A 16,404-nucleotide genomic window follows, 5' to 3' on the forward strand; every position below is an offset into this window, starting at 1 on the left:
TTTGGGTCAGTCCGTGCGGTCTGCAGCGCGTCGCACGCGACGGCCCTCGAGGGCGTCCTTCGCGTCGCGGTCGGCGAGCGCCTTGATCGCGGCGTCCGAGCGCAGGGGCAGCTGCAGCTCCTGCTCGGCGGCGACACCCGAGGCGAGCTGGCGGCCACGCTGGATCTCGATGTCGAGCTGGGCACCGAACAGCAGTGCGAGGTTCGCGATCCAGATCCACAGCAGGAAGATGATGATGCCGGCGAGCGAGCCGTAGGTGGCGTCGTAGTTGCTGAAGTTGGCGATGTAGAAGCCGAACCCGAGCGAGGCGATGAGCAGGATCAGGAGCGCGGCGAGCGCACCGATGCTGATCCAGCGGAACTTCTCCGGCTTGATGTTCGGCGTCGCGGAGTACAGCACGGCGATGACGAAGACGAGCGCGACGGCCATGACCGGCCACTTCGCGATCGACCAGACCGTGAGGCCCGTCTCACCGAGACCGACCGCCTGTCCGATGGCCTGGGCGACCGGCCCGGACACGATGAGCGCGAGGGCGATCACCGAGATGACGAGCAGGACGACGAGGGTCACGCCGAGCTGCGTCGGACGCAGGGACCAGATCTTGCGCCCCTCCTCGACCCCGTACATGCGGTTGAGCGCGCGTCCGAAGCCGCCGACGTAGCCGGATGCCGACCACACGGCACCGCCGATACCGACGACGAGCGCGAAGCCGATCGCCGGTGACTCGACGAACTGGTTCACCGCGTCGGTCAGGAAGCCGAGGCTGTCGCCCGGTGCGAGGTTGCCGACGATCTCGAGGAGGGCGTCGGTGCCGTTGCGGCTCTGTCCGAAGAGGCCGAGGATCGAGACGAGCGCCAGGACGGCCGGGAAGAGCGACAGGATCGCGAAGTAGGTGAGACCCGCGGCGAGGTCGGTGCACTGGTTCGAGGTGAAGGAGTGCAGCGTCCGCTTCAGAACGTAGCCCCAGGGGACGGGGACGCGCTGGGGCTTCATCGTCTCTTCCGCGTGGTCCGCATCGCGGTTCCGCGGATCGTCAGCCGTGCTCCGATCGAGACGGTCCTCTTTGGCGGACTCAGACACGGTGCCCTCGGTTTGCACGCCACAGCAGGACGCCCGCACCGACGACCGCGACCGAGGCGACGACGACGGCAGTGGTGCGCAGGTGGTATGCCACGGCGGTGCGGACGTCGAACTTCTGGAAGAGGAGGTCGAGCGTCTGCGCGAGGTGCTCACGCGTCTGTTCGACGTCGAGCTGCAGGGTGTTCAGTCCGGCACCCTCGGGGGGAGTGGGGCGGGCGAGATCCTGGTCGCTCATGCTGCGGCCTCCTTGGTGTCGTGCTTCGAGTCGTGCTGCTGGTGCTCTGCGAGGTGGTCGCCGGTGAGGGCTTCGACACTGCGCTCGGGGACGGGCTTGGCGCCGGCCTTGAGCTTCTTGACGCCGACGAGCGCCAGGATCCCGGCGACGAGGATGAGGACGACGCCGACGATGAGGGCGGCGAGCCAGGCGGGGAGCACGGTGGCGAGTCCGAGGACGGCGGCCGCGATGAGCGTCCCGAAGCCGAAGAGCACGAGCACGAGGGCGACGACGAGCATTCCCGCGCCGACCCCGAGGTCCTTGGCCTTCTTCGTCATCTCCGCCTTGAACAGGGCGATCTCGCCCGTGACGAGGCGGACGACGTCTTCGCGGAGGTCGGTGAGGAGGGTCTTCATGGGAGGAAGTCCGCGGCGACTCCGTCTGCGGTCGGCCGCGCTGCTGGCATCGGTCATGTGAGCACTCTTCTCGTTGTGGTCCTCCAGCCCACACCCCTCGCGCGCGACAGACAAGGGCTTGACAGGCGTGTCGGCCGATCACGGAATACGAGGACCCGGAATTGGTTACATCTACAAGTAAATGGGGTAGCCTGTACCGACCCCATCACCCGATCGGAGACCGAATGTCCGCTGTGCTCGACGAGCGTCTGCTCGCCCCGGAGACGTCGATGGGCGCGGTCACGCTCCGCGTCGGCGACCTCGACCTCATGTCCGGCTACTACGCCAACGCCTTCGCGATGGAGCCGCTCGAGGAGCGCAGCCGCGACCGCGAGGTGCACCGGGTGCTCGGTCGTGGCGACACCCCGCTCGTGCGGCTCGTGCACACGCCCGACCTGCCGGCCGTCGACCGGCGGCAGGCCGGCCTGTTCCACACGGCGTTCCTGTTCGAGGACGAGTCGAGTCTCTCGGCGACGGTCTATCGGGCCGCGCAGGACCCCCGTGGACAGTTCGTCGGGTCGAGCGACCACTTCGTGAGCGAGGCGTTCTACTTCACCGACCCGGAGGGGAACGGCGTCGAGCTGTACACGGACCGCCCGCGCAGCAGCTGGGTGCGCTCGGGCGACCAGATCGCCATGACCACCACCTACCTCGACCCGAACGCCTACCTGCAGCGGCACCTCACGGAGGACGCCCTCGGCGCCGGGCCGTCGCTGGCCGGTGCCGTCGGGCACGTGCACCTCCAGGTCGGCGACCTCCAGACCGCCCGAGCCTTCTACGTCGACGCCCTCGGATTCGAGACGACGCAGACCGAGTACCCCGGCGCGATCTTCGCCTCCGCCGGCGGATACCACCACCACATCGCGATGAACGTCTGGAACAGCCAGGGCGCCGGTCCCCGCGCGGCCGCCCTCGGCCTCGGCGACGTGTCGATCACCGTCCCCGACCTCGCGAACCTCGATACGCTGGCCGCGAGGCTGCGCGCTCGCACGATCCCCTTCGACGCGGACGGTCGTTCCGTGACCGTCTCCGACCCGTGGGGGACCCGCGTGACGGTGGCCCTGCCCGACCTGTCGACCGAGGAGCTGCTGTCCCGATGACCACCGCACTGCGCGACGTCCGCTCCGTCGACTGGGCCGACGCCGCGTCGTCCGCTCCCGTCGTCGCGGTGCTCCTCCACGGCTACGGTTCGAACGAACACGACCTCACCGGCCTCGTCGGGCCGCTCGCGCTCGGGATGCCCTGGGTGTCGCTGCGCGCGCCGCTCGAGATGGGTCACGGCGGGGCGGCCTGGTTCGAGATCACGACGCCGGGCAACCCGGACCCGGAGCCGATCGCCCATGCCACGGACGCCGTCTGGGGTTGGATCGACGAGCACGTGTCGGCCGAGGCGCGCATCGTGCCCATCGGCTTCTCGCAGGGCGGCTTCATGGCCTCGCAGCTGCTGCGCACGCGACCCGAGCGGGTCGTGGCGCCGGTCATCCTCGCCGGGTTCGTGCTGAGTGCGCCGCAGCCCGGCGACGAGGTGCTGGCGGCGACGAAGCCTGCGGTGTTCTGGGGGCGCGGGCTCGAGGACCGCGTCATCGCCGCGCCGGCCGTCGCGCGGACCCATGCCTGGTTGCCGCTGCACACGACCCTCACCGAGCGCACCTACCCGGGACTCGCCCACGGGATCGACCAGGCCGAGATCGACGACGTCCGTGGGTTCCTCGGCGAGCACGTCGGCTGATCGCTCAGTCCCCGTGCTCCGCGGGCATCACCACCTGCGGTCGCACGTGCTCGTAGACGACGCTCGTCCGGACGTCCGCGACCTCCTCGCGCTCGGTGAGCTTGTCGATGACGAAGGCGTAGAGCGCGTCGTTGTCGGTGACGGCGACCTGGAGCAGGAAGTCCTCGTTCCCGGAGACGACGAACACGCCGATGGTCTCGGGGAGGGTGATCGCCCAGCTGCGGAACGCGTCGATGTTGACGCGCGACGGCGGTCGGATCCGGATCGCGATGAGCGCCTGGACCGAGCGGCCGAGCGACGGCAGATCGACGTCGAGTCGCGCGCCGCGGATGACGCCGCGGCGGTACAGGCCGCGGGTGCGGTCGAGCGCGGTGGTGGGTGAGACGCCGACCGCGGCAGCGATGTCCCGGTTGGTGCGCCGGGCGTCGCGCTGGAGTTCGCGCAGGATCGCCGTATCAAGTTCGTCCATGCGGTCGATTGTGCCAGTTCGGCCGGACGATGTACGGGGTCGAAATCGTTGCGGAGTCGCTCGACATAGCCTGAGGGTCGATTCGCGTACGACATCAGGGAGAGACATGACGGAAGAACAACTCGTCGGCTTCGCGCCGGAGGAGATCGACACGGCGGCGCCCACGCGGTCCGCCCGGCTGAAGTGGGTCCTCGTCGTGCAGCAGGACCTCCCGGCCGGTCGAGCCGTGAATGCGGCGGCCTGCGTCGCTGCGGCGGTCGGAGCCGGCGTGCAGGGTCTCCTCGGGCCGGACGCCCTCGATGCCGACGGCTCGGCTCATCCCGGACTGCCGTGGGCCGGGTGCAGTGTGTTGTCCGCTCCGGCTGAGCAACTGGCGGCGATCCGCGCCAAGGCGGCGGGCTCGGGCGGCGTACTCGTCGTCGACATGCCCGAGGCCGCCCAGCTCACCCGCGTCTACGACGAGTACCTCGAGGCGGTGGCGACGACCGCGTCGGACGCGCTCGCCCCGCTGGCCGTCGCCCTGGTCGGGCCGCGCAACCGGGTGGACCGGATCGTCGGGCGACTGCCGCTGTTGGCCTGAAAGCGCATGCGTCAGGGCTTGAGGGAGGTGGGGTGCGGCGGGCTGGCTAGGGTTGGCGGGTGAGCACCACCGTCCATCCCACGCAGGTCGCGCCGTCCGCAGCCGTCGTCACCGCCAGCCGCGTGGTCTACCTCCTGATCGCCGTGATCATCGCGATCTCGCTCGTCATCCAGATCGTCCTCGTCATCACCGGCGGCGCCGACGCCCGCTCGGGTGGCGTGGACATGTCCGTCGGGCTGGCAACCCGCTTCGCTCGCATCTTCAGTGCGTTCACGATCCTCAGCAACCTCATCGTGCTCGCGGTGTCCGTCCTGCTGGCGATCGACCCCCTGCGAGACGGTCGGCTCTGGCGGGTGGCGCGGCTCGACGCCCTGCTCAGCATCGTCATCACCGGCATCGTCTACGCCGTGGTGCTCGCGCCGCAGGTGAACCTCACCGGGTGGGCGCTCGTCATCACGATCGGGTTCCACTACCTGTCCCCGTGGCTCACGCTCGGCGCCTGGCTCGTGTTCGGTCCGCGTCCGCGCTTCACCTGGAGCACCGTCGCCTGGGCGTTCCTCTGGCCGCTCGCCTGGGTCGTCTTCACCTTCATCCGTGGCGGCATCACCGGCTGGTACCCCTACCCCTTCCTCGATGCGACGCAGCTCGGCTTCGACGGTGCCGTCCGGAACGCGCTCATGGTGCTCGTCGTCGCGATCGTGTTCGCCGTGCTGCTCAAGCTCGTCGACCGGGTGCTGCCCGCCGCGCTCCGCCGCTGAGGTGAGGCGCAGGCTCACGGGTGCAGGACCACCTTCCCGTTGAGCGTCCGCGACTCGGCGAGCTCCATGGCGGCGACGATCTCGGTCAGGGGGAATCGGGCGGCGATGTTCGCGGTGATGTCGCCGTGCTCGAGGAGTCGGAAGACCTCGCCGAGGTCGGCCTCCAGGTGGCGGCGGAAGCGGGCGGGACGGAAGCGGTGGCCTGCCCACAGGTCGTAGAAGGTCGAGCTGCGGCCGTTCGGGAGGGCCGTCCAGAGCAGCGCCTGACCGATCGCCAGCAGGAACGGCGCCATCAGCGGTCCCGTGCCGCCGACCGTTGAGATGATCGAGTAGGTGACGAGCGTGCCGCCGCGCGCGAGGAGTCCGAAGGCCGTGCGGGTCGTCTGGCCGCCGACGTTGTCGAAGACGGCGTCGACCCCGTTCGGCACCAGCTCGCGAACGCGTGTCGCGAGCTCGGGGTCCGCGTAGTCGACGGGGATGACGCCCGCCGCGCGGAGCGCCTCGTGATGCCGGGGCGACGCCGCACCGATGACGCGGACGCCGTGGAGCCGCGCCAGCTGGATGAGGATTCCGCCGACACCGCCGTTCGCACCGAACAACAGGATGGTCTGGCCCGGCTGGACCCGTGCCGCGCGGTGCAGCATCTGCCAGGCGGTGACGCCGTTCACGACGACCGTCTCGGCGTCCTCCGAGCTCACGCGGTCCGGCACGAGGATGCTGTCGCGCGCGGCCACGACGGCGTGGGTCGCCCAGGCGCCCGTCTTGGTCAGGGTCGCGACCCGCCTGCCGATGAGGGTCGCGTCGCCACCGGGGCCCACCTCGAGCACCCGTCCGACGAGGTCGTACCCCGGGACGAACGGGAACGCCGGCTGGCCGAAGTACCGGCCCTTGCGCATCGACTGCTCGGCGAAGGAGACCCCGGTCGCCTCCATCTCGGTCAAGAGCTGGCCGGCGTCGGGAGTCGGCGTCGGCACGGTGGCCAGTTCGAGGCCGGACGGCTCGACGAGGCCCGGCAGGACGACCTGGGTGGTGGTCGCGGATGGTGTGGTGTGCATGGTGTGTTCCGATCTCGTGATAATTGTGTGTGACTGGACAGTCACAACTGTGGGTACGAAAAGCAGCGGGTGCGGTCGGTGGCGCGGAGTCGATCAGTCGTGCCGGATACCGTGGTCGACGACGCGCGCCCAGTCGGCGTCGACGTCGCCGAGGCCCGCCTGCACGACGAGGTGGCAGAGCTGCCCGTAGGCGAGACTGCGCTGGACCGCGCCGGCGTCCGCCCCGGAGTCACGGGACATGACGCGCACCACGAGTGCGAGCCCGGAACGGACCGCCTCCTGGATCTCGGGGACGTCGCAGGCGCTCTGCGCGTGCACCTGGAGGGCGATGAGACTGCGGTCTCGGATGAGCTCGATGTACGCCTGGGTCATCGCGTCGAGCTTGTCGTCCGGGCTCCACTCCGGGTGGTCCTCGACGGCGCCGGACATCGCGTTCGCGACCTGCTCGTAGCAGTGCTCGACCGCGGCGACGAAGAGGCCGAGTTTGCCGTCGAACAGACGGAAGACGTACGCGGGGGAGATCTTGGCAGCCGCGGCGACGTCCGCGACGGGGGTGGCGCGGTAACCGGCGATCGAGAAGACCTCCACCGCACTCGCGATGGTGCGGACGCGTTGGTCCTCGGCGGTCGATCGGCTCATGTGACTGATTGAACACTAACAAGTGACGTTCGTCAAGCACCCGTGTCAGGATGGGGCATGCCCGTCGTCGAATCCCGCTGCACCGTGCCCGTCCCGCCCGACGTCGCGTTCGCGATCTCCCAGACCACCGGCGAGACCCGGATGCGCTGGGATCCGTTCATCCGGCGGCAGTACTTCCTCGACGGCGCGAAGGAGGCCGCCAAGGGCGTCCGCACCTTCACCGTCCAGCGGTTCGGGTTCCGGATGGTCAGCGAGTACATCTCGTACCACCCGCCGACCAACGTCGGTATGAAGATGACGAAGGGCTCATGGTTCTTCGAGCGGCTCGCCGGCGGCTGGCGCTTCAGCCCGGTGGAGGGCGACGACCAGCGCACCCTCGCCGTCTGGCGCTACAACTTCACGTGCAAGCCGCGGTGGCTGGCGCCCATCGCCGAGCGCATCGGTGCGATCGTCCTGCAGCGCGACATCGACCGCCGCATCCGAGGCTTCGCGCGCGGCTGCGAGGACCCCGCCGTGCTCGCCGCGGTCGCACATTGACTCGGCGCGGCTGAGGTCGAGGCGCTCAGGCGCTCCGCGCCAATCGCTTGATCCACTCCGCGGTCTCGTGTCCCCGCCGTTTGTCGTACGCAACCCGGATTCGCGCGGCTACGGCACGCTGCGAGTCCGTCACCGGGTCTGCCTTGCCGGACTCGATACGCGCCTCGAGACCGTTCAGTTCATGCGTGCGCCGCTCAGCTTGCTCGTCCATTGCATGTCCCTCCGTGATTCATTGTGAGCGTCATCGGTCGTTCCTGTCCACGCGTGGCTCGAACAGGAGTGCCGATGTGACCGCGTTGACGAGTGCGGCTTCGGTCCGCGTCGCGTCCTGGAACAACACTTCGACTGCTGCCAACCCGACGTCGCGCTCGGAGCCGCGGTCGGATGTCGCCAGATTCAGAGCCCACTCGGCGCGTGCCCACCACTCCTGGCGTTGCGCGGCGCGGCGCGAGATTCGAGCTGCGACCGCGGCAGCTGCAAACGCGATGACGGCTCCGGCCAGCGCGAACAGGCCGCCCATTGCGGGCCCGGTCAAGAAGTCCCTCCAGAACGGACGGTCGATCACGAACGGAGGAAGCAGACTCCGACCTGCTACACCGAGCGAGCAGCCGAGAATCAGCACGGCGGCCGTGAAGACCCGTCGTCTCAAGTCCACGCTCCGTCCGTCGATTCCCAGCAGCGTACGTGGCGCGGAAGGTCGAGACCGGGTTATCCACAGGTCAGCATCGACTACGAGCGGGCGAGGAACGAGCCGATGCCGAATCGGGCGGTCACGCCGGGGCTGAAGAGCACCGAGTCGGGCTCGAGCTCGACGACACCCGGGAGGCCCGCCGCCGCGCAGAGCTCGTCTCGCAACGAGGTGACGCGCGCCGGGTGCAGGACCCACGGTTCGTGCTCGTTCGGCAACCACTGCGTCCGACCGAAGCGGCTCTGGAAGAGCCCCCACCGCGCCGTCAGGAACTGCGACAGCTCGTCGTCGACGGTCGTCGCCCGGTCGACGTCGACGCCGAGCTGGAAGCCCGGACCTCGTGTCGTCGGCGACCCGGTGATCCGCCGCGACGCGTACTCCCAGCCGTCGTCCGTCGGCCGTTGCGCGGTCCGCGCCCACTGGTAAGGCAGGCCGAACATCGCGCGAGCCGCGAGGACCGCCGGCAGGCTCGACGCCTCGAGCGACCGGAACACGACGCCGCGACGCCCCTCGGCGTCGACCCCGTACAGCCGGACGTTCACCTCGGTGAAGGAGCCGCCGACCGGCGACGGCGGCAGTGGGCCGATGCGGGCGTCGCCCAACTGGAAGGCGATCAGCCCGACCCACGTGGAACCGTCGAAGACGTCGGGGACCACCCCTGGCGGCAGCAGTGGCGCGACGGCGCTCGCCGGGACGCGCCAATGGACGAACGCCAGGTCCCGCCACTCCTGCGCGGCGACGACCGGGCCGGACAGTGCCGGTGCGGTCACGGAGATTTCTTTGGGCTCGCCGGTGGAGGTCGTCATGCCAGGTGCTCGTACTCGGGCAGGTCGATCTTGTCGGCCGGCGGGGAGAACAATTGCGCACCGACGAGCTTCGCCGGCTTCGACCCGGCCACGCGGAGTGCGGTGCGGAACGCGGCGACGCCGGCCTTCGAGGTCGGATTGGCGAGCTGCGGCGTACCGGGCGGCAGCGACTGGGCCTGCTCGACGTACGGGCGCATGATGCGTTCGTACCCGCGGAAGGCGTCCCGGTGGTGCACGTGCGCGGCCAGCTCGCCGGCCAGCACATAGGCGCCGACGATCGACAAGCTCGTCCCCATGCCGCTGACGGGCGACGCGCACCAGGCCGCGTCGCCGAGCAGCGCGACCCGACCGGATGCCCAGCGGGGCGTCCTGACCTGGCCGATGGACTCGTAGTAGACGTCGTCGCTGTCGTCGAGATGCTCGAGGATCCGGTTCGCCTGCCAGGGGAGTCCGACGAACCGGTTCCGGAGATGCCGTCGCTGCGCGTCGAGGTCGCGGCGCGCGGGGACGACGCCGTCGCCGCGGTCGGACGTGACCTCCGTGAGGACGGCCCGGGTGGTGCCGTGCCGGTCGGGTCGGAGCGTGACGCTGCGGCCGCCGACGCCCGAATACCACTGCCACCACGGCACGTCGGCGTCGTCGCGCGGGATGGTGAGGTACGTCATCTCGAGCCCGAGGGACCGGGTCACCGCTTCGCCGGGGAAGGCCAGCTCGCGGGTCGACGATCGGATGCCGTCCGCCGCGATGACGAGGTCGAACGCCTCGTCAGCTCCATGCGCGAAGGACACGAGGACCCGTTCGCCGTCGTCGTCGAGTCCGGTGATGTGGTCGCCGTACCGGTAGGTGGTGGAGCCGTCCGTCGCGTCGATGAAGATGCGGGCCAGGTCGCCACGGAGGATCTCGACCTCGGCGGTCGCGCCGTCGGTCTCGGAGTCCGACACCGGGAACTCGGCGATCGTCTCACCGGCGTCGCCGACGAATCGGGTGCCGCGCTCGCCGGTGGTCGCCTCGCGTGCCGCGTCCTCGAGGCCCGCGCGTCGCAGGACCTCGCGAGCAGCGCCTCGCACGTCGATGTTCTGGCCGCCGTCGCGGAACGTCGGCGCGCGCTCGACGACCGTCGTCTCCCAGCCGTAGCGGTTCAGCCAGAACGCCAGGCCGGGGCCGGCGATGCTGGCTCCGGAGATCAGGACGCGGGGAACGGTCATCGTGGTGCCACCTCTCGGGGAGCGTGGGACTGCCGCTCCGGTTGCCTCCATCATCGCGCTCGCCGATCCGAATCCCGCATGGTTGACAGCTCCGGCGGTGCAGGTGTCGGCCGCTTGTACGCTTGGGGCATGTCGAGGATCGAACGCAAGCGTCGCAAGCGGAGTGTGCGGGTCGATCGCGTCTACGACGGCGACGTCTACGTCCGGGTCAACTCCGTGGGATCCAGCGGGGATCGCTCCTTCATCCTCATCCCCGGCATCGGTGTCTCGTCCACCTACTTCGAGCGCCTCGCGCCGCACCTCAACGAGTTCGGGCCGGTGCACGCGCTCGACCTCCCCGGCTTCGGTGGGGTGCCGCACCCCTCGTCGACGCTCACGATCCGCGAGTACGCGGACCTCGTCGGCCGGGTCATCGACGAGCTCGATCTCAAGGACCCGATCATCGTCGGCCACTCGATGGGCAGCCAGGTCGTCAGCGACCTCGTCTCCCGGCGCCCGGAGCTGTCCACCCTCATCCTCATCGGGCCAGTCGTCGTGCCCGGTCAGCGGCGGGTGTTCACCCAGGCGGTCCGCTTCCTGCAGTCGAGCTGGCACGAACCGCTCACCGTGAAGGTGCTCGCTGTCAGCGCCTACGTCTTCTGTGGCTTCAAATGGTTCTCGCGGGTCCTGCCGGAGATGCTGACCTACCCGATCGAGGAGGCCCTGCCGAAGGTACAGGCGCACACGCTCGTGATCCGTGGCGAGTACGACGCCGTCGCGCCGCGCGAGTGGGTGGAGCGGGTCGGTGAACTCCTGCCCTCCTCACGCCTCTGGGAGATCCCCGGCGCAGCGCACTCCGTCATGTACGCGCACGCCGAGGAGGTCGCGAAGCTCTGCGTCGACCACGCCAGGCGCACGGTGGCGGACGGCGACGACGACCGACTCCAGGTCTACCCCGAGGACTCGGACGGGAGCGACGACAAGGAGCCGGAGGCACCGCAGCCCGCGGCCATCATCCAGGCGGTCGGAGGTCGGATCGAGGAGACGATCGGGATCGTCACCGATGACGACGACCGCGTGGCCGAGGGGAAGTCGCAGGTGGCCGACGCGGTCGCCTCCATCGACCACGACTGAGCGCTCGCTGCGATGCGGCGGATCGTCGCTCAGCCTCGGACCGTGCGACGAACCGCCTCACCTCACCGTGTCGGTTCGCCGAACCAGCGCCGGAGGGCCGGTTCGAGTGGTTCCCGCCCGTCGGCCAGCCAGACCACGTGACCATCCGGGCGCAGGAGCACCGCCGTGGCCGCGAGCTCCGGGGTCGTGGTGACGACTCGGTCGACGCGGTCCGCCCAGCCGGTGACGGTGTGCTCACCGGTCTGGTCGAGCAGGAGTCCGCGACCCTCGTGGAGGAGGGCGAACAAGCGCCCGCCGTCGGCCAGGGGGAGGTCGTGGAGCCGTCGACCGAGCAGCGACCCGTCGTCCACCGCGGCGACAGGACCTCCGACGTCGTACCGGATGCCGGTTGACGCGATCCGCTCGCCCAGGAAGCGGGCCACGTCGTCGAACCGCATCAGCTCCGAGAACAGTCGACGCACCGCCTGCGGGCCGGGGTCGGGGGACAGGAGGACGCTCTGCGCTCGGGTGAGCGTGAGGACGTCGTCGGCGACCGGGCGGCGCTCCATCGCGTAGGTGTCGAGGAGGTCGGCCGGTGCCCAGCCTACGAGCTCGGCGGCCAGCTTCCATCCGAGGTTGAACGCGTCCTGGATCCCGAGGTTGAGGCCCTGCCCGCCGAGGGGCGGGTGCACGTGGGCGGCGTCACCGGCGATGAGCACGCGGCCGACCCGGTAGTGCTCGGCGAGTCTCGTCGCATCGGTGAAGCGCGACAGCCAGCGCGGGGAGTGTGCGCCGAAGTCGGTCCCGGCGAAGCGCTCGAGCCGGGCCCGGAACTCCTCGATGGTGGGAGTCGCCAGGCGTTCGTCGGCGGGAGCGTCGGCGGGCGCCACCGCGCGGAAGAAGCCGTCGGACACCGGCCCGATGCCGAAGCCGCGGTGCGTCTTTCGGACCTCCTCGGCGATGGCGGCGACCTCGTCGGCCGGGAGGGCGACCTGGATCTCCCCGAGGATCCATTCGGTCTGCGCGGGCTCGCCGGGGAAGCCGATGCCGAGGATCTTCCGGACGGTGCTCCGCCCGCCGTCGCACCCGACGAGCCACCGCGCCCGCAGGCGCTCACCGTCGTCCAGCTCGACGGTGACGCCGTCGTCGTCCTGTTCGAAGCCGACAAGTGCGCTCCCGCGACGCACTTCGGCGCCGAGCTCGACCGCGCGCTCGGTCAGCAGTCGATCGGTCACCGGCTGCGGGAGACCGAGGACGTAATCATGCGTGGTGTCGAGCGCCACGGGTCGCGGCGGGACGATGCCGGCGAAGTGACCGGTGGCGCCCGGGTACCGCGTGCCCTCGGCGAGGAACCGGTCGAGGATGCCGCGCTGATCGAGGATCTCGATGCTCCGCGGGTGGAGGCCCAACGACCGCACGACAGGGCTCGGCTCGGCGTCCCGCTCGAGGACGAGGACGTCGGCGCCGTGGAGGCGGAGTTCGGCGGCCAGCATCATGCCGGTCGGGCCGCCACCGCTGATGATGACGTCGTGCATGAGGACCCCGTTCTCGTGGTCGGAGGCGACCGCGGCCACCCATTCTGGAGGCCGGAGGGGGTCTTGCGGCAAGCCCCGGTGCCCGGCGTACTCTGGAACTGCGAGGAGACGCGGGCCCCCTGCGTCCAGCACCCCCCGGCCCCACCCGAGGCGTCACATGCGGGTCGCGAGGATCGCTCCGTGCGGTCGCTGATCGAGGCTCGTCCTCGTGTGCGTCTCGGTGACCTCGAACCCCGCCCGGCGCACGTGCTCGGCCAGCTCCGTGATCGGCCAGCGATAGGCCGTCACCACGGCATGGTCGAACGGCTCGACCGATTGCCCCTCGAAGCAGCCGATCAGGAGTTCGCCACCCGGCCGGAGCACGCGAGCGAATTCGGCGAGTGAGGCGTCGATCGTGTCGGGACGGTGGTGGATCAGCGAGTACCAGGCGAGGACGCCGCCCACAGAGCCGGTCTCCGCGTCGAGGGTGTCGAGGCTGCCGAGATCGAACCGGGTTTCCGGGTGCTCGGCGCGGGCATGCGCGATGAACTCGGGGACCAGGTCGACGCCACGGATGTCGAGCCCGCGCGAGGCGAGGTACGCCGTCCAATGTCCCGGGCCGCAGCCGGCGTCCAGCGCGGGACCGGCGATCCGGTCGGCCCAGGAGGACACGAGTTGCCGGTCCGACGGGTGAACCGAAGCCATCGTGCCTAGCAGCTTCGCGTACTCGGTGGACCGTCGGGCGTAGGCGTCTCGAACGGTGCTCATGCTCTCACCGTACCGATGGGCCCCGATCACGCCTGCGGTGAGTCGTCCCCGGTGGACGACTCACCCGGCGTGAGCCTGGCGAGGGCCGCCGCGACGAGGACGACGACGGCTGCCGCCGCGCAGATACCGACGACCGCGGTGGGCGCACCGGCAGCTTGGATGAGGACGCCGGCGATCGCACTGCCCGCTGCCGCACCGATGTTGTGTCCCGTGTTCACCCAGGTCGTCGCGGCGTTCTGCTGGTACCGCCCACCGGCTGCGTGCGCGGCGACGTAGGAGACGATCATGATCGGCGAGAAGAACAGCCCGGCGACCGCGAGGACGACGCTGACGGCGAGGAAGCCGGTCACCGCGGCGATGAGCGATGCCGAGACGAGGAGTGCCCCCGCGAGTGCGACCAGCTGGCGGACGGCCGACCCCGGGACCGAGAGCGCCCCGTAGAGCAGCCCGCCGAGGGCACTCCCGCCGGCGAAGAGTCCGAGGGCGATGCCCGCGGCAGCTGCACCACCGTGTTCCGCGAGCACGACCGGTACGGCGACACTGATCGTGCCCGAGACCGTCCCGGCGACCAGCACCGGCAGGAGGATGGCGATGAAGCGGGCGTCGAGCAGGAGTGACCGTCCACGGTCGTGCCGAGGGACGCTGCGATCCTGCGGGGCCATGCTGCCGACGGTCGACGTGCTCACGAAGAGGAGTCCGCCGATGAGGACGAACCCGGCGGGCACGAGGAGCGCCGTCCCCGGGGCGATGACGGCGAGGGCCAGCCCCGCCGCCGCGGGTCCCGCGAGGTAGAGGAGCTCCTCGATGACCGCATCCAGGCTGAGTGCCTTGCGCAGGAGTTCACCGTCTGGCGTGAGCCGACCCCAGGCGACACGCATCGTCGGGCCGAGCGGCGGAGCGAACGCGCCGGCGAGTCCTGCGAGCGTGATCAACAGCGCCCCGGGAGCGGCGGTGAGGGACGCGACGGCCAGGCCCGCGATGGCGCCACCGAAGACGAGGATCAGGATGGCCAGGACGCGACGCGCGCCGTGGCGGTCGATGAACCAGGCCCGAAGCGGTGCGAGGAGGCTCGCCGTGGCGCCGTAGACGGCCACCGCGCCACCGGCGAGGGCGATCGAACCGGTCGCTTCGGAGACCGCGTAGAGCAGGGGGAGCAGTACCAGCGCGTAGGCGGATCTGCCGACGAGAGCGGACCCGAAGGTCAACGGGACATGGGGAAGTGCGAGCACGTCGAGATAACGCGCTGTCCGGGTGGACGGCATGAGAAGAACTCCAGTGAAACGGGCGCGCTCGACGGCGCGCGGGGTGATCAGGATCGGGACGAGCGTCGGAGACGACGCGCGGGCCGATCAATCACGAACTGGAGACATGTCGGGCAGCCTACCGGCAACGACGAGCGTCGCGCTGCCGTCCGCTACAGCGTCGTCAGGAACGCCCGGATGTCGTCCGCGAGGAGCTCGGGCTCCTCGTGCGGTGCGAAATGGCCGCCTCGGGGCATGGTCGTGAACCGTCGCACGTCGTAGTTCCGCTCTGCCCAGCTGCGAGGCGGGCTCGCGAGGTCGTGCGGGAAGAGCGCGACCGCGGTCGGCACCTCGACCCGGTCGACACGCGTCGTTATCCCGGTCGCGGACTCGTAGTACGGGCGGAGCGAGGTTCCGATCGCGTTCGTGAACCAGTAGACGGAGGCGAGCGTCGCGAGGTAGTCGTCGCTGAACCGGGACGAGACGTCGCCGCCGCAATCGCTCCAGGCCCGATGCTTCTCGAGGATCCACGAGAGTAGGCCGACGGGGGAGTCGGACAGCGCTGGAGCGAGCGTGAGCGGACGCGTGTGGTGCTGATGCTCATACGCACCCTCCTCGGCGTCCCACGCATCGACCCGGGCGAGATGTGCCCGCTCCTCCTCGGTGAGCGTGTCGGCGTCGACCTCGCGCGGCGCGGCGACCGCGAGGACATGGATCCCGGCGACCGCCTCGGGATGCGCCTGCGCGAGCCGAGAGGTGACCCCGGCCCCGAGGTCGCCTCCGTGGGCGGCGTACCGGGCGAAGCCGAGGTGATCGTGCATGAGCGTGTGCCACAGCTCGTGCGTCTGGTCGCCGAAGGTCGGCCGTTGCGGCGAGAACGGCAGTCCGGGCAGCGCGGGCACGATGACGGTGACGGCGCTCGCCGGGTCCCCGCCGAAGCGGGACGGCGTCGCGAGGCGCCTGGCGAGTCCGACCAGTTCGAGGGCGGTGCTCGGCCATCCGTTCGTGAGGACGACGGGGATGCCGCCCGGGGCCTCGGCGTCGAACCGGAGGTAGGTGATGGCGGCCCCGCCGATCTCGGCCCGGTGCCACGGCAGTGCGTTGATGTCCCGCTGCTGTGCCGCCCAGTCGAAGTCGTCCGCCCAGTACGTGACGAGCCGCCGCAGCTCGTCCTGGTCGGTGCCGGCCTCCCAACCGGCGGTCGGCCACCGGTCAGGCCAGCGGGTGTCGTGGAGTCTGCGGCGGAGGTCGGCGAGGTCGTCCTCGCTGACGTCCATGACGGTCCGGCCTGCTGGCGACCGGGTCACCTGGTAGCGGCGTTCGATGCCCGCGGTCGCGCGTCCCCACGCGCTGGACGCGACGCGGGCCTGATGCGCCGCGAACGACTCGTCGTCCTCGAAGACCTCGGCGACGTCCCAGACGAGCGGGTCGTCCGTCAGCGTCACCTCGAACGACGCGCACCCCGGTTCGGCGCGGGTGAGCGCGACATGCTCCGGTAGATGGCTCTCGACGATCGCCGCGTCGGTCGGTGTCGCGCAGATCAACTGGCCGGTCAGGTGCACGGTGGTCATGGT

20 protein-coding genes are annotated in these 16,404 nt (G+C 70.4%); 6 read left to right on the forward strand and 14 right to left on the reverse strand.

Annotated elements, in window-relative coordinates; genetic code table 11:
• Nucleotides 1-6: 6 nt before the first annotated feature.
• The 3 genes from CCK91_RS04110 to CCK91_RS04120 all read right to left on the reverse strand — a co-directional run bounded on the left by CCK91_RS04110 (nt 7) and on the right by CCK91_RS04120 (nt 1,767).
• Nucleotides 7-993, reverse strand: a complete 987-nt coding sequence (locus tag CCK91_RS04110) for a YihY/virulence factor BrkB family protein (protein ID WP_086473169.1) — start codon at nt 991-993, stop codon at nt 7-9.
• A gap of 79 nt (nt 994-1,072) precedes the next feature.
• A complete protein-coding gene (locus tag CCK91_RS04115) occupies nt 1,073-1,315 on the reverse strand; it encodes a DUF3618 domain-containing protein (RefSeq protein WP_086472963.1) in 243 nt (80 codons plus the stop codon).
• On the reverse strand, nt 1,312-1,767 hold the full coding sequence (locus CCK91_RS04120) for a phage holin family protein (protein ID WP_064297085.1): 456 nt from the start codon (nt 1,765-1,767) through the stop codon (nt 1,312-1,314). The genes CCK91_RS04115 and CCK91_RS04120 overlap by 4 nt, the downstream gene beginning before the upstream one ends.
• A 167-nt stretch (nt 1,768-1,934) precedes the next feature.
• On the opposite strand from CCK91_RS04120, the gene CCK91_RS04125 reads away from it, so the two are divergent.
• Nucleotides 1,935-2,849, forward strand: coding sequence for a VOC family protein (locus tag CCK91_RS04125; RefSeq protein ID WP_079704870.1), 915 nt, complete (start codon nt 1,935-1,937; stop codon nt 2,847-2,849).
• Complete coding sequence (locus CCK91_RS04130; protein WP_086472964.1) at nt 2,846-3,478, forward strand: alpha/beta hydrolase; 633 nt, start codon at nt 2,846-2,848, stop codon at nt 3,476-3,478. Before CCK91_RS04125 ends, CCK91_RS04130 begins: the two co-directional genes overlap by 4 nt.
• Before the next feature lie 4 nt (nt 3,479-3,482).
• Here CCK91_RS04130 and CCK91_RS04135 read toward each other — a convergent pair whose 3' ends face one another.
• Complete coding sequence (locus CCK91_RS04135) at nt 3,483-3,947, reverse strand: Lrp/AsnC family transcriptional regulator (protein ID WP_064297088.1); 465 nt, start codon at nt 3,945-3,947, stop codon at nt 3,483-3,485.
• A 106-nt stretch (nt 3,948-4,053) separates the two neighbouring features.
• On the opposite strand from CCK91_RS04135, the gene CCK91_RS04140 reads away from it, so the two are divergent.
• Together CCK91_RS04140 and CCK91_RS04145 are read left to right on the forward strand one after the other, a co-directional pair.
• Entirely contained in the window at nt 4,054-4,527 is a 474-nt protein-coding gene (locus CCK91_RS04140) for a DUF2000 domain-containing protein (RefSeq protein WP_086472965.1), read from the forward strand.
• Between the two features lie 59 nt (nt 4,528-4,586).
• Nucleotides 4,587-5,285, forward strand: a complete 699-nt coding sequence (locus tag CCK91_RS04145) for a Pr6Pr family membrane protein (protein ID WP_086472966.1) — start codon at nt 4,587-4,589, stop codon at nt 5,283-5,285.
• A 14-nt stretch (nt 5,286-5,299) separates the two neighbouring features.
• Here CCK91_RS04145 and CCK91_RS04150 read toward each other — a convergent pair whose 3' ends face one another.
• Complete coding sequence (locus CCK91_RS04150) at nt 5,300-6,340, reverse strand: medium chain dehydrogenase/reductase family protein (RefSeq protein ID WP_086472967.1); 1,041 nt, start codon at nt 6,338-6,340, stop codon at nt 5,300-5,302.
• Nucleotides 6,341-6,433: 93 nt separating this feature from the next.
• Nucleotides 6,434-6,979 carry a TetR/AcrR family transcriptional regulator gene (locus CCK91_RS04155; RefSeq protein ID WP_086472968.1) on the reverse strand — a complete coding sequence of 182 codons (546 nt, stop codon included), beginning with the start codon at nt 6,977-6,979 and terminating at the stop codon, nt 6,434-6,436.
• 57 nt (nt 6,980-7,036) lie between these two features.
• On the opposite strand from CCK91_RS04155, the gene CCK91_RS04160 reads away from it, so the two are divergent.
• A complete protein-coding gene (locus tag CCK91_RS04160) occupies nt 7,037-7,516 on the forward strand; it encodes an SRPBCC family protein (protein WP_086472969.1) in 480 nt (159 codons plus the stop codon).
• 25 nt (nt 7,517-7,541) lie between these two features.
• Here the strand turns inward: CCK91_RS04160 and CCK91_RS04165 are convergent, their stop codons facing one another.
• From CCK91_RS04165 to CCK91_RS04180, 4 genes are all read right to left on the reverse strand, one after another.
• Nucleotides 7,542-7,727, reverse strand: a complete 186-nt coding sequence (locus CCK91_RS04165) for a hypothetical protein (RefSeq protein WP_086472970.1) — start codon at nt 7,725-7,727, stop codon at nt 7,542-7,544.
• A 30-nt stretch (nt 7,728-7,757) separates the two neighbouring features.
• Nucleotides 7,758-8,171, reverse strand: a complete 414-nt coding sequence (locus CCK91_RS04170; RefSeq protein WP_133059931.1) for a hypothetical protein — start codon at nt 8,169-8,171, stop codon at nt 7,758-7,760.
• 74 nt (nt 8,172-8,245) lie between these two features.
• Nucleotides 8,246-9,010 (reverse strand): YqjF family protein, encoded by a 765-nt coding sequence (locus CCK91_RS04175; protein ID WP_086472972.1) that lies wholly within the window; start codon nt 9,008-9,010, stop codon nt 8,246-8,248.
• Entirely contained in the window at nt 9,007-10,215 is a 1,209-nt protein-coding gene (locus CCK91_RS04180) for an FAD-dependent monooxygenase (RefSeq protein WP_086472973.1), read from the reverse strand. Before CCK91_RS04180 ends, CCK91_RS04175 begins: the two co-directional genes overlap by 4 nt.
• Nucleotides 10,216-10,344: 129 nt before the next feature.
• On the opposite strand from CCK91_RS04180, the gene CCK91_RS04185 reads away from it, so the two are divergent.
• Nucleotides 10,345-11,328, forward strand: a complete 984-nt coding sequence (locus CCK91_RS04185; protein ID WP_086472974.1) for an alpha/beta fold hydrolase — start codon at nt 10,345-10,347, stop codon at nt 11,326-11,328.
• Between the two features lie 62 nt (nt 11,329-11,390).
• Here the strand turns inward: CCK91_RS04185 and CCK91_RS04190 are convergent, their stop codons facing one another.
• The 4 genes from CCK91_RS04190 to CCK91_RS04205 form a co-directional block, all read right to left on the reverse strand.
• Nucleotides 11,391-12,842, reverse strand: a complete 1,452-nt coding sequence (locus CCK91_RS04190) for an FAD-dependent monooxygenase (RefSeq protein ID WP_086473170.1) — start codon at nt 12,840-12,842, stop codon at nt 11,391-11,393.
• A gap of 153 nt (nt 12,843-12,995) precedes the next feature.
• A complete protein-coding gene (locus CCK91_RS04195; RefSeq protein WP_086473171.1) occupies nt 12,996-13,589 on the reverse strand; it encodes a class I SAM-dependent methyltransferase in 594 nt (197 codons plus the stop codon).
• Between the two features lie 26 nt (nt 13,590-13,615).
• A complete protein-coding gene (locus CCK91_RS04200; RefSeq protein ID WP_133059932.1) occupies nt 13,616-14,794 on the reverse strand; it encodes an MFS transporter in 1,179 nt (392 codons plus the stop codon).
• A 209-nt stretch (nt 14,795-15,003) separates the two neighbouring features.
• The gene (locus tag CCK91_RS04205) at nt 15,004-16,401 is read right to left on the reverse strand and encodes an epoxide hydrolase N-terminal domain-containing protein (protein WP_086472976.1); all 1,398 of its coding nucleotides are present in this window, start codon (nt 16,399-16,401) and stop codon (nt 15,004-15,006) included.
• Between the last annotated feature and the right edge of the window lie 3 nt (nt 16,402-16,404).

Source organism: Plantibacter elymi (nom. nud.), from assembly GCF_900177795.1.
Taxonomy (GTDB): Bacteria; Actinomycetota; Actinomycetes; order Actinomycetales; family Microbacteriaceae; genus Plantibacter; species Plantibacter elymi.

What these genes read in the sequence shown, in the direction of transcription:
- CCK91_RS04110 (WP_086473169.1), bottom strand. Translation starts at nt 993, where the DNA reads ATGAAGCCCCAGCGCGTCCCCGTCCCCTGGGGCTACGTTCTGAAGCGG.
- CCK91_RS04115 (WP_086472963.1), bottom strand. Translation starts at nt 1,315, where the DNA reads ATGAGCGACCAGGATCTCGCCCGCCCCACTCCCCCCGAGGGTGCCGGA.
- CCK91_RS04120 (WP_064297085.1), bottom strand. Translation starts at nt 1,767, where the DNA reads ATGACCGATGCCAGCAGCGCGGCCGACCGCAGACGGAGTCGCCGCGGA.
- CCK91_RS04125 (WP_079704870.1), top strand. Translation starts at nt 1,935, where the DNA reads ATGTCCGCTGTGCTCGACGAGCGTCTGCTCGCCCCGGAGACGTCGATG.
- CCK91_RS04130 (WP_086472964.1), top strand. Translation starts at nt 2,846, where the DNA reads ATGACCACCGCACTGCGCGACGTCCGCTCCGTCGACTGGGCCGACGCC.
- CCK91_RS04135 (WP_064297088.1), bottom strand. Translation starts at nt 3,947, where the DNA reads ATGGACGAACTTGATACGGCGATCCTGCGCGAACTCCAGCGCGACGCC.
- CCK91_RS04140 (WP_086472965.1), top strand. Translation starts at nt 4,054, where the DNA reads ATGACGGAAGAACAACTCGTCGGCTTCGCGCCGGAGGAGATCGACACG.
- CCK91_RS04150 (WP_086472967.1), bottom strand. Translation starts at nt 6,340, where the DNA reads ATGCACACCACACCATCCGCGACCACCACCCAGGTCGTCCTGCCGGGC.
- CCK91_RS04155 (WP_086472968.1), bottom strand. Translation starts at nt 6,979, where the DNA reads ATGAGCCGATCGACCGCCGAGGACCAACGCGTCCGCACCATCGCGAGT.
- CCK91_RS04160 (WP_086472969.1), top strand. Translation starts at nt 7,037, where the DNA reads ATGCCCGTCGTCGAATCCCGCTGCACCGTGCCCGTCCCGCCCGACGTC.
- CCK91_RS04165 (WP_086472970.1), bottom strand. Translation starts at nt 7,727, where the DNA reads ATGGACGAGCAAGCTGAGCGGCGCACGCATGAACTGAACGGTCTCGAG.
- CCK91_RS04175 (WP_086472972.1), bottom strand. Translation starts at nt 9,010, where the DNA reads ATGACGACCTCCACCGGCGAGCCCAAAGAAATCTCCGTGACCGCACCG.
- CCK91_RS04180 (WP_086472973.1), bottom strand. Translation starts at nt 10,215, where the DNA reads ATGACCGTTCCCCGCGTCCTGATCTCCGGAGCCAGCATCGCCGGCCCC.
- CCK91_RS04185 (WP_086472974.1), top strand. Translation starts at nt 10,345, where the DNA reads ATGTCGAGGATCGAACGCAAGCGTCGCAAGCGGAGTGTGCGGGTCGAT.
- CCK91_RS04190 (WP_086473170.1), bottom strand. Translation starts at nt 12,842, where the DNA reads ATGCACGACGTCATCATCAGCGGTGGCGGCCCGACCGGCATGATGCTG.
- CCK91_RS04195 (WP_086473171.1), bottom strand. Translation starts at nt 13,589, where the DNA reads ATGAGCACCGTTCGAGACGCCTACGCCCGACGGTCCACCGAGTACGCG.
- CCK91_RS04205 (WP_086472976.1), bottom strand. Translation starts at nt 16,401, where the DNA reads ATGACCACCGTGCACCTGACCGGCCAGTTGATCTGCGCGACACCGACC.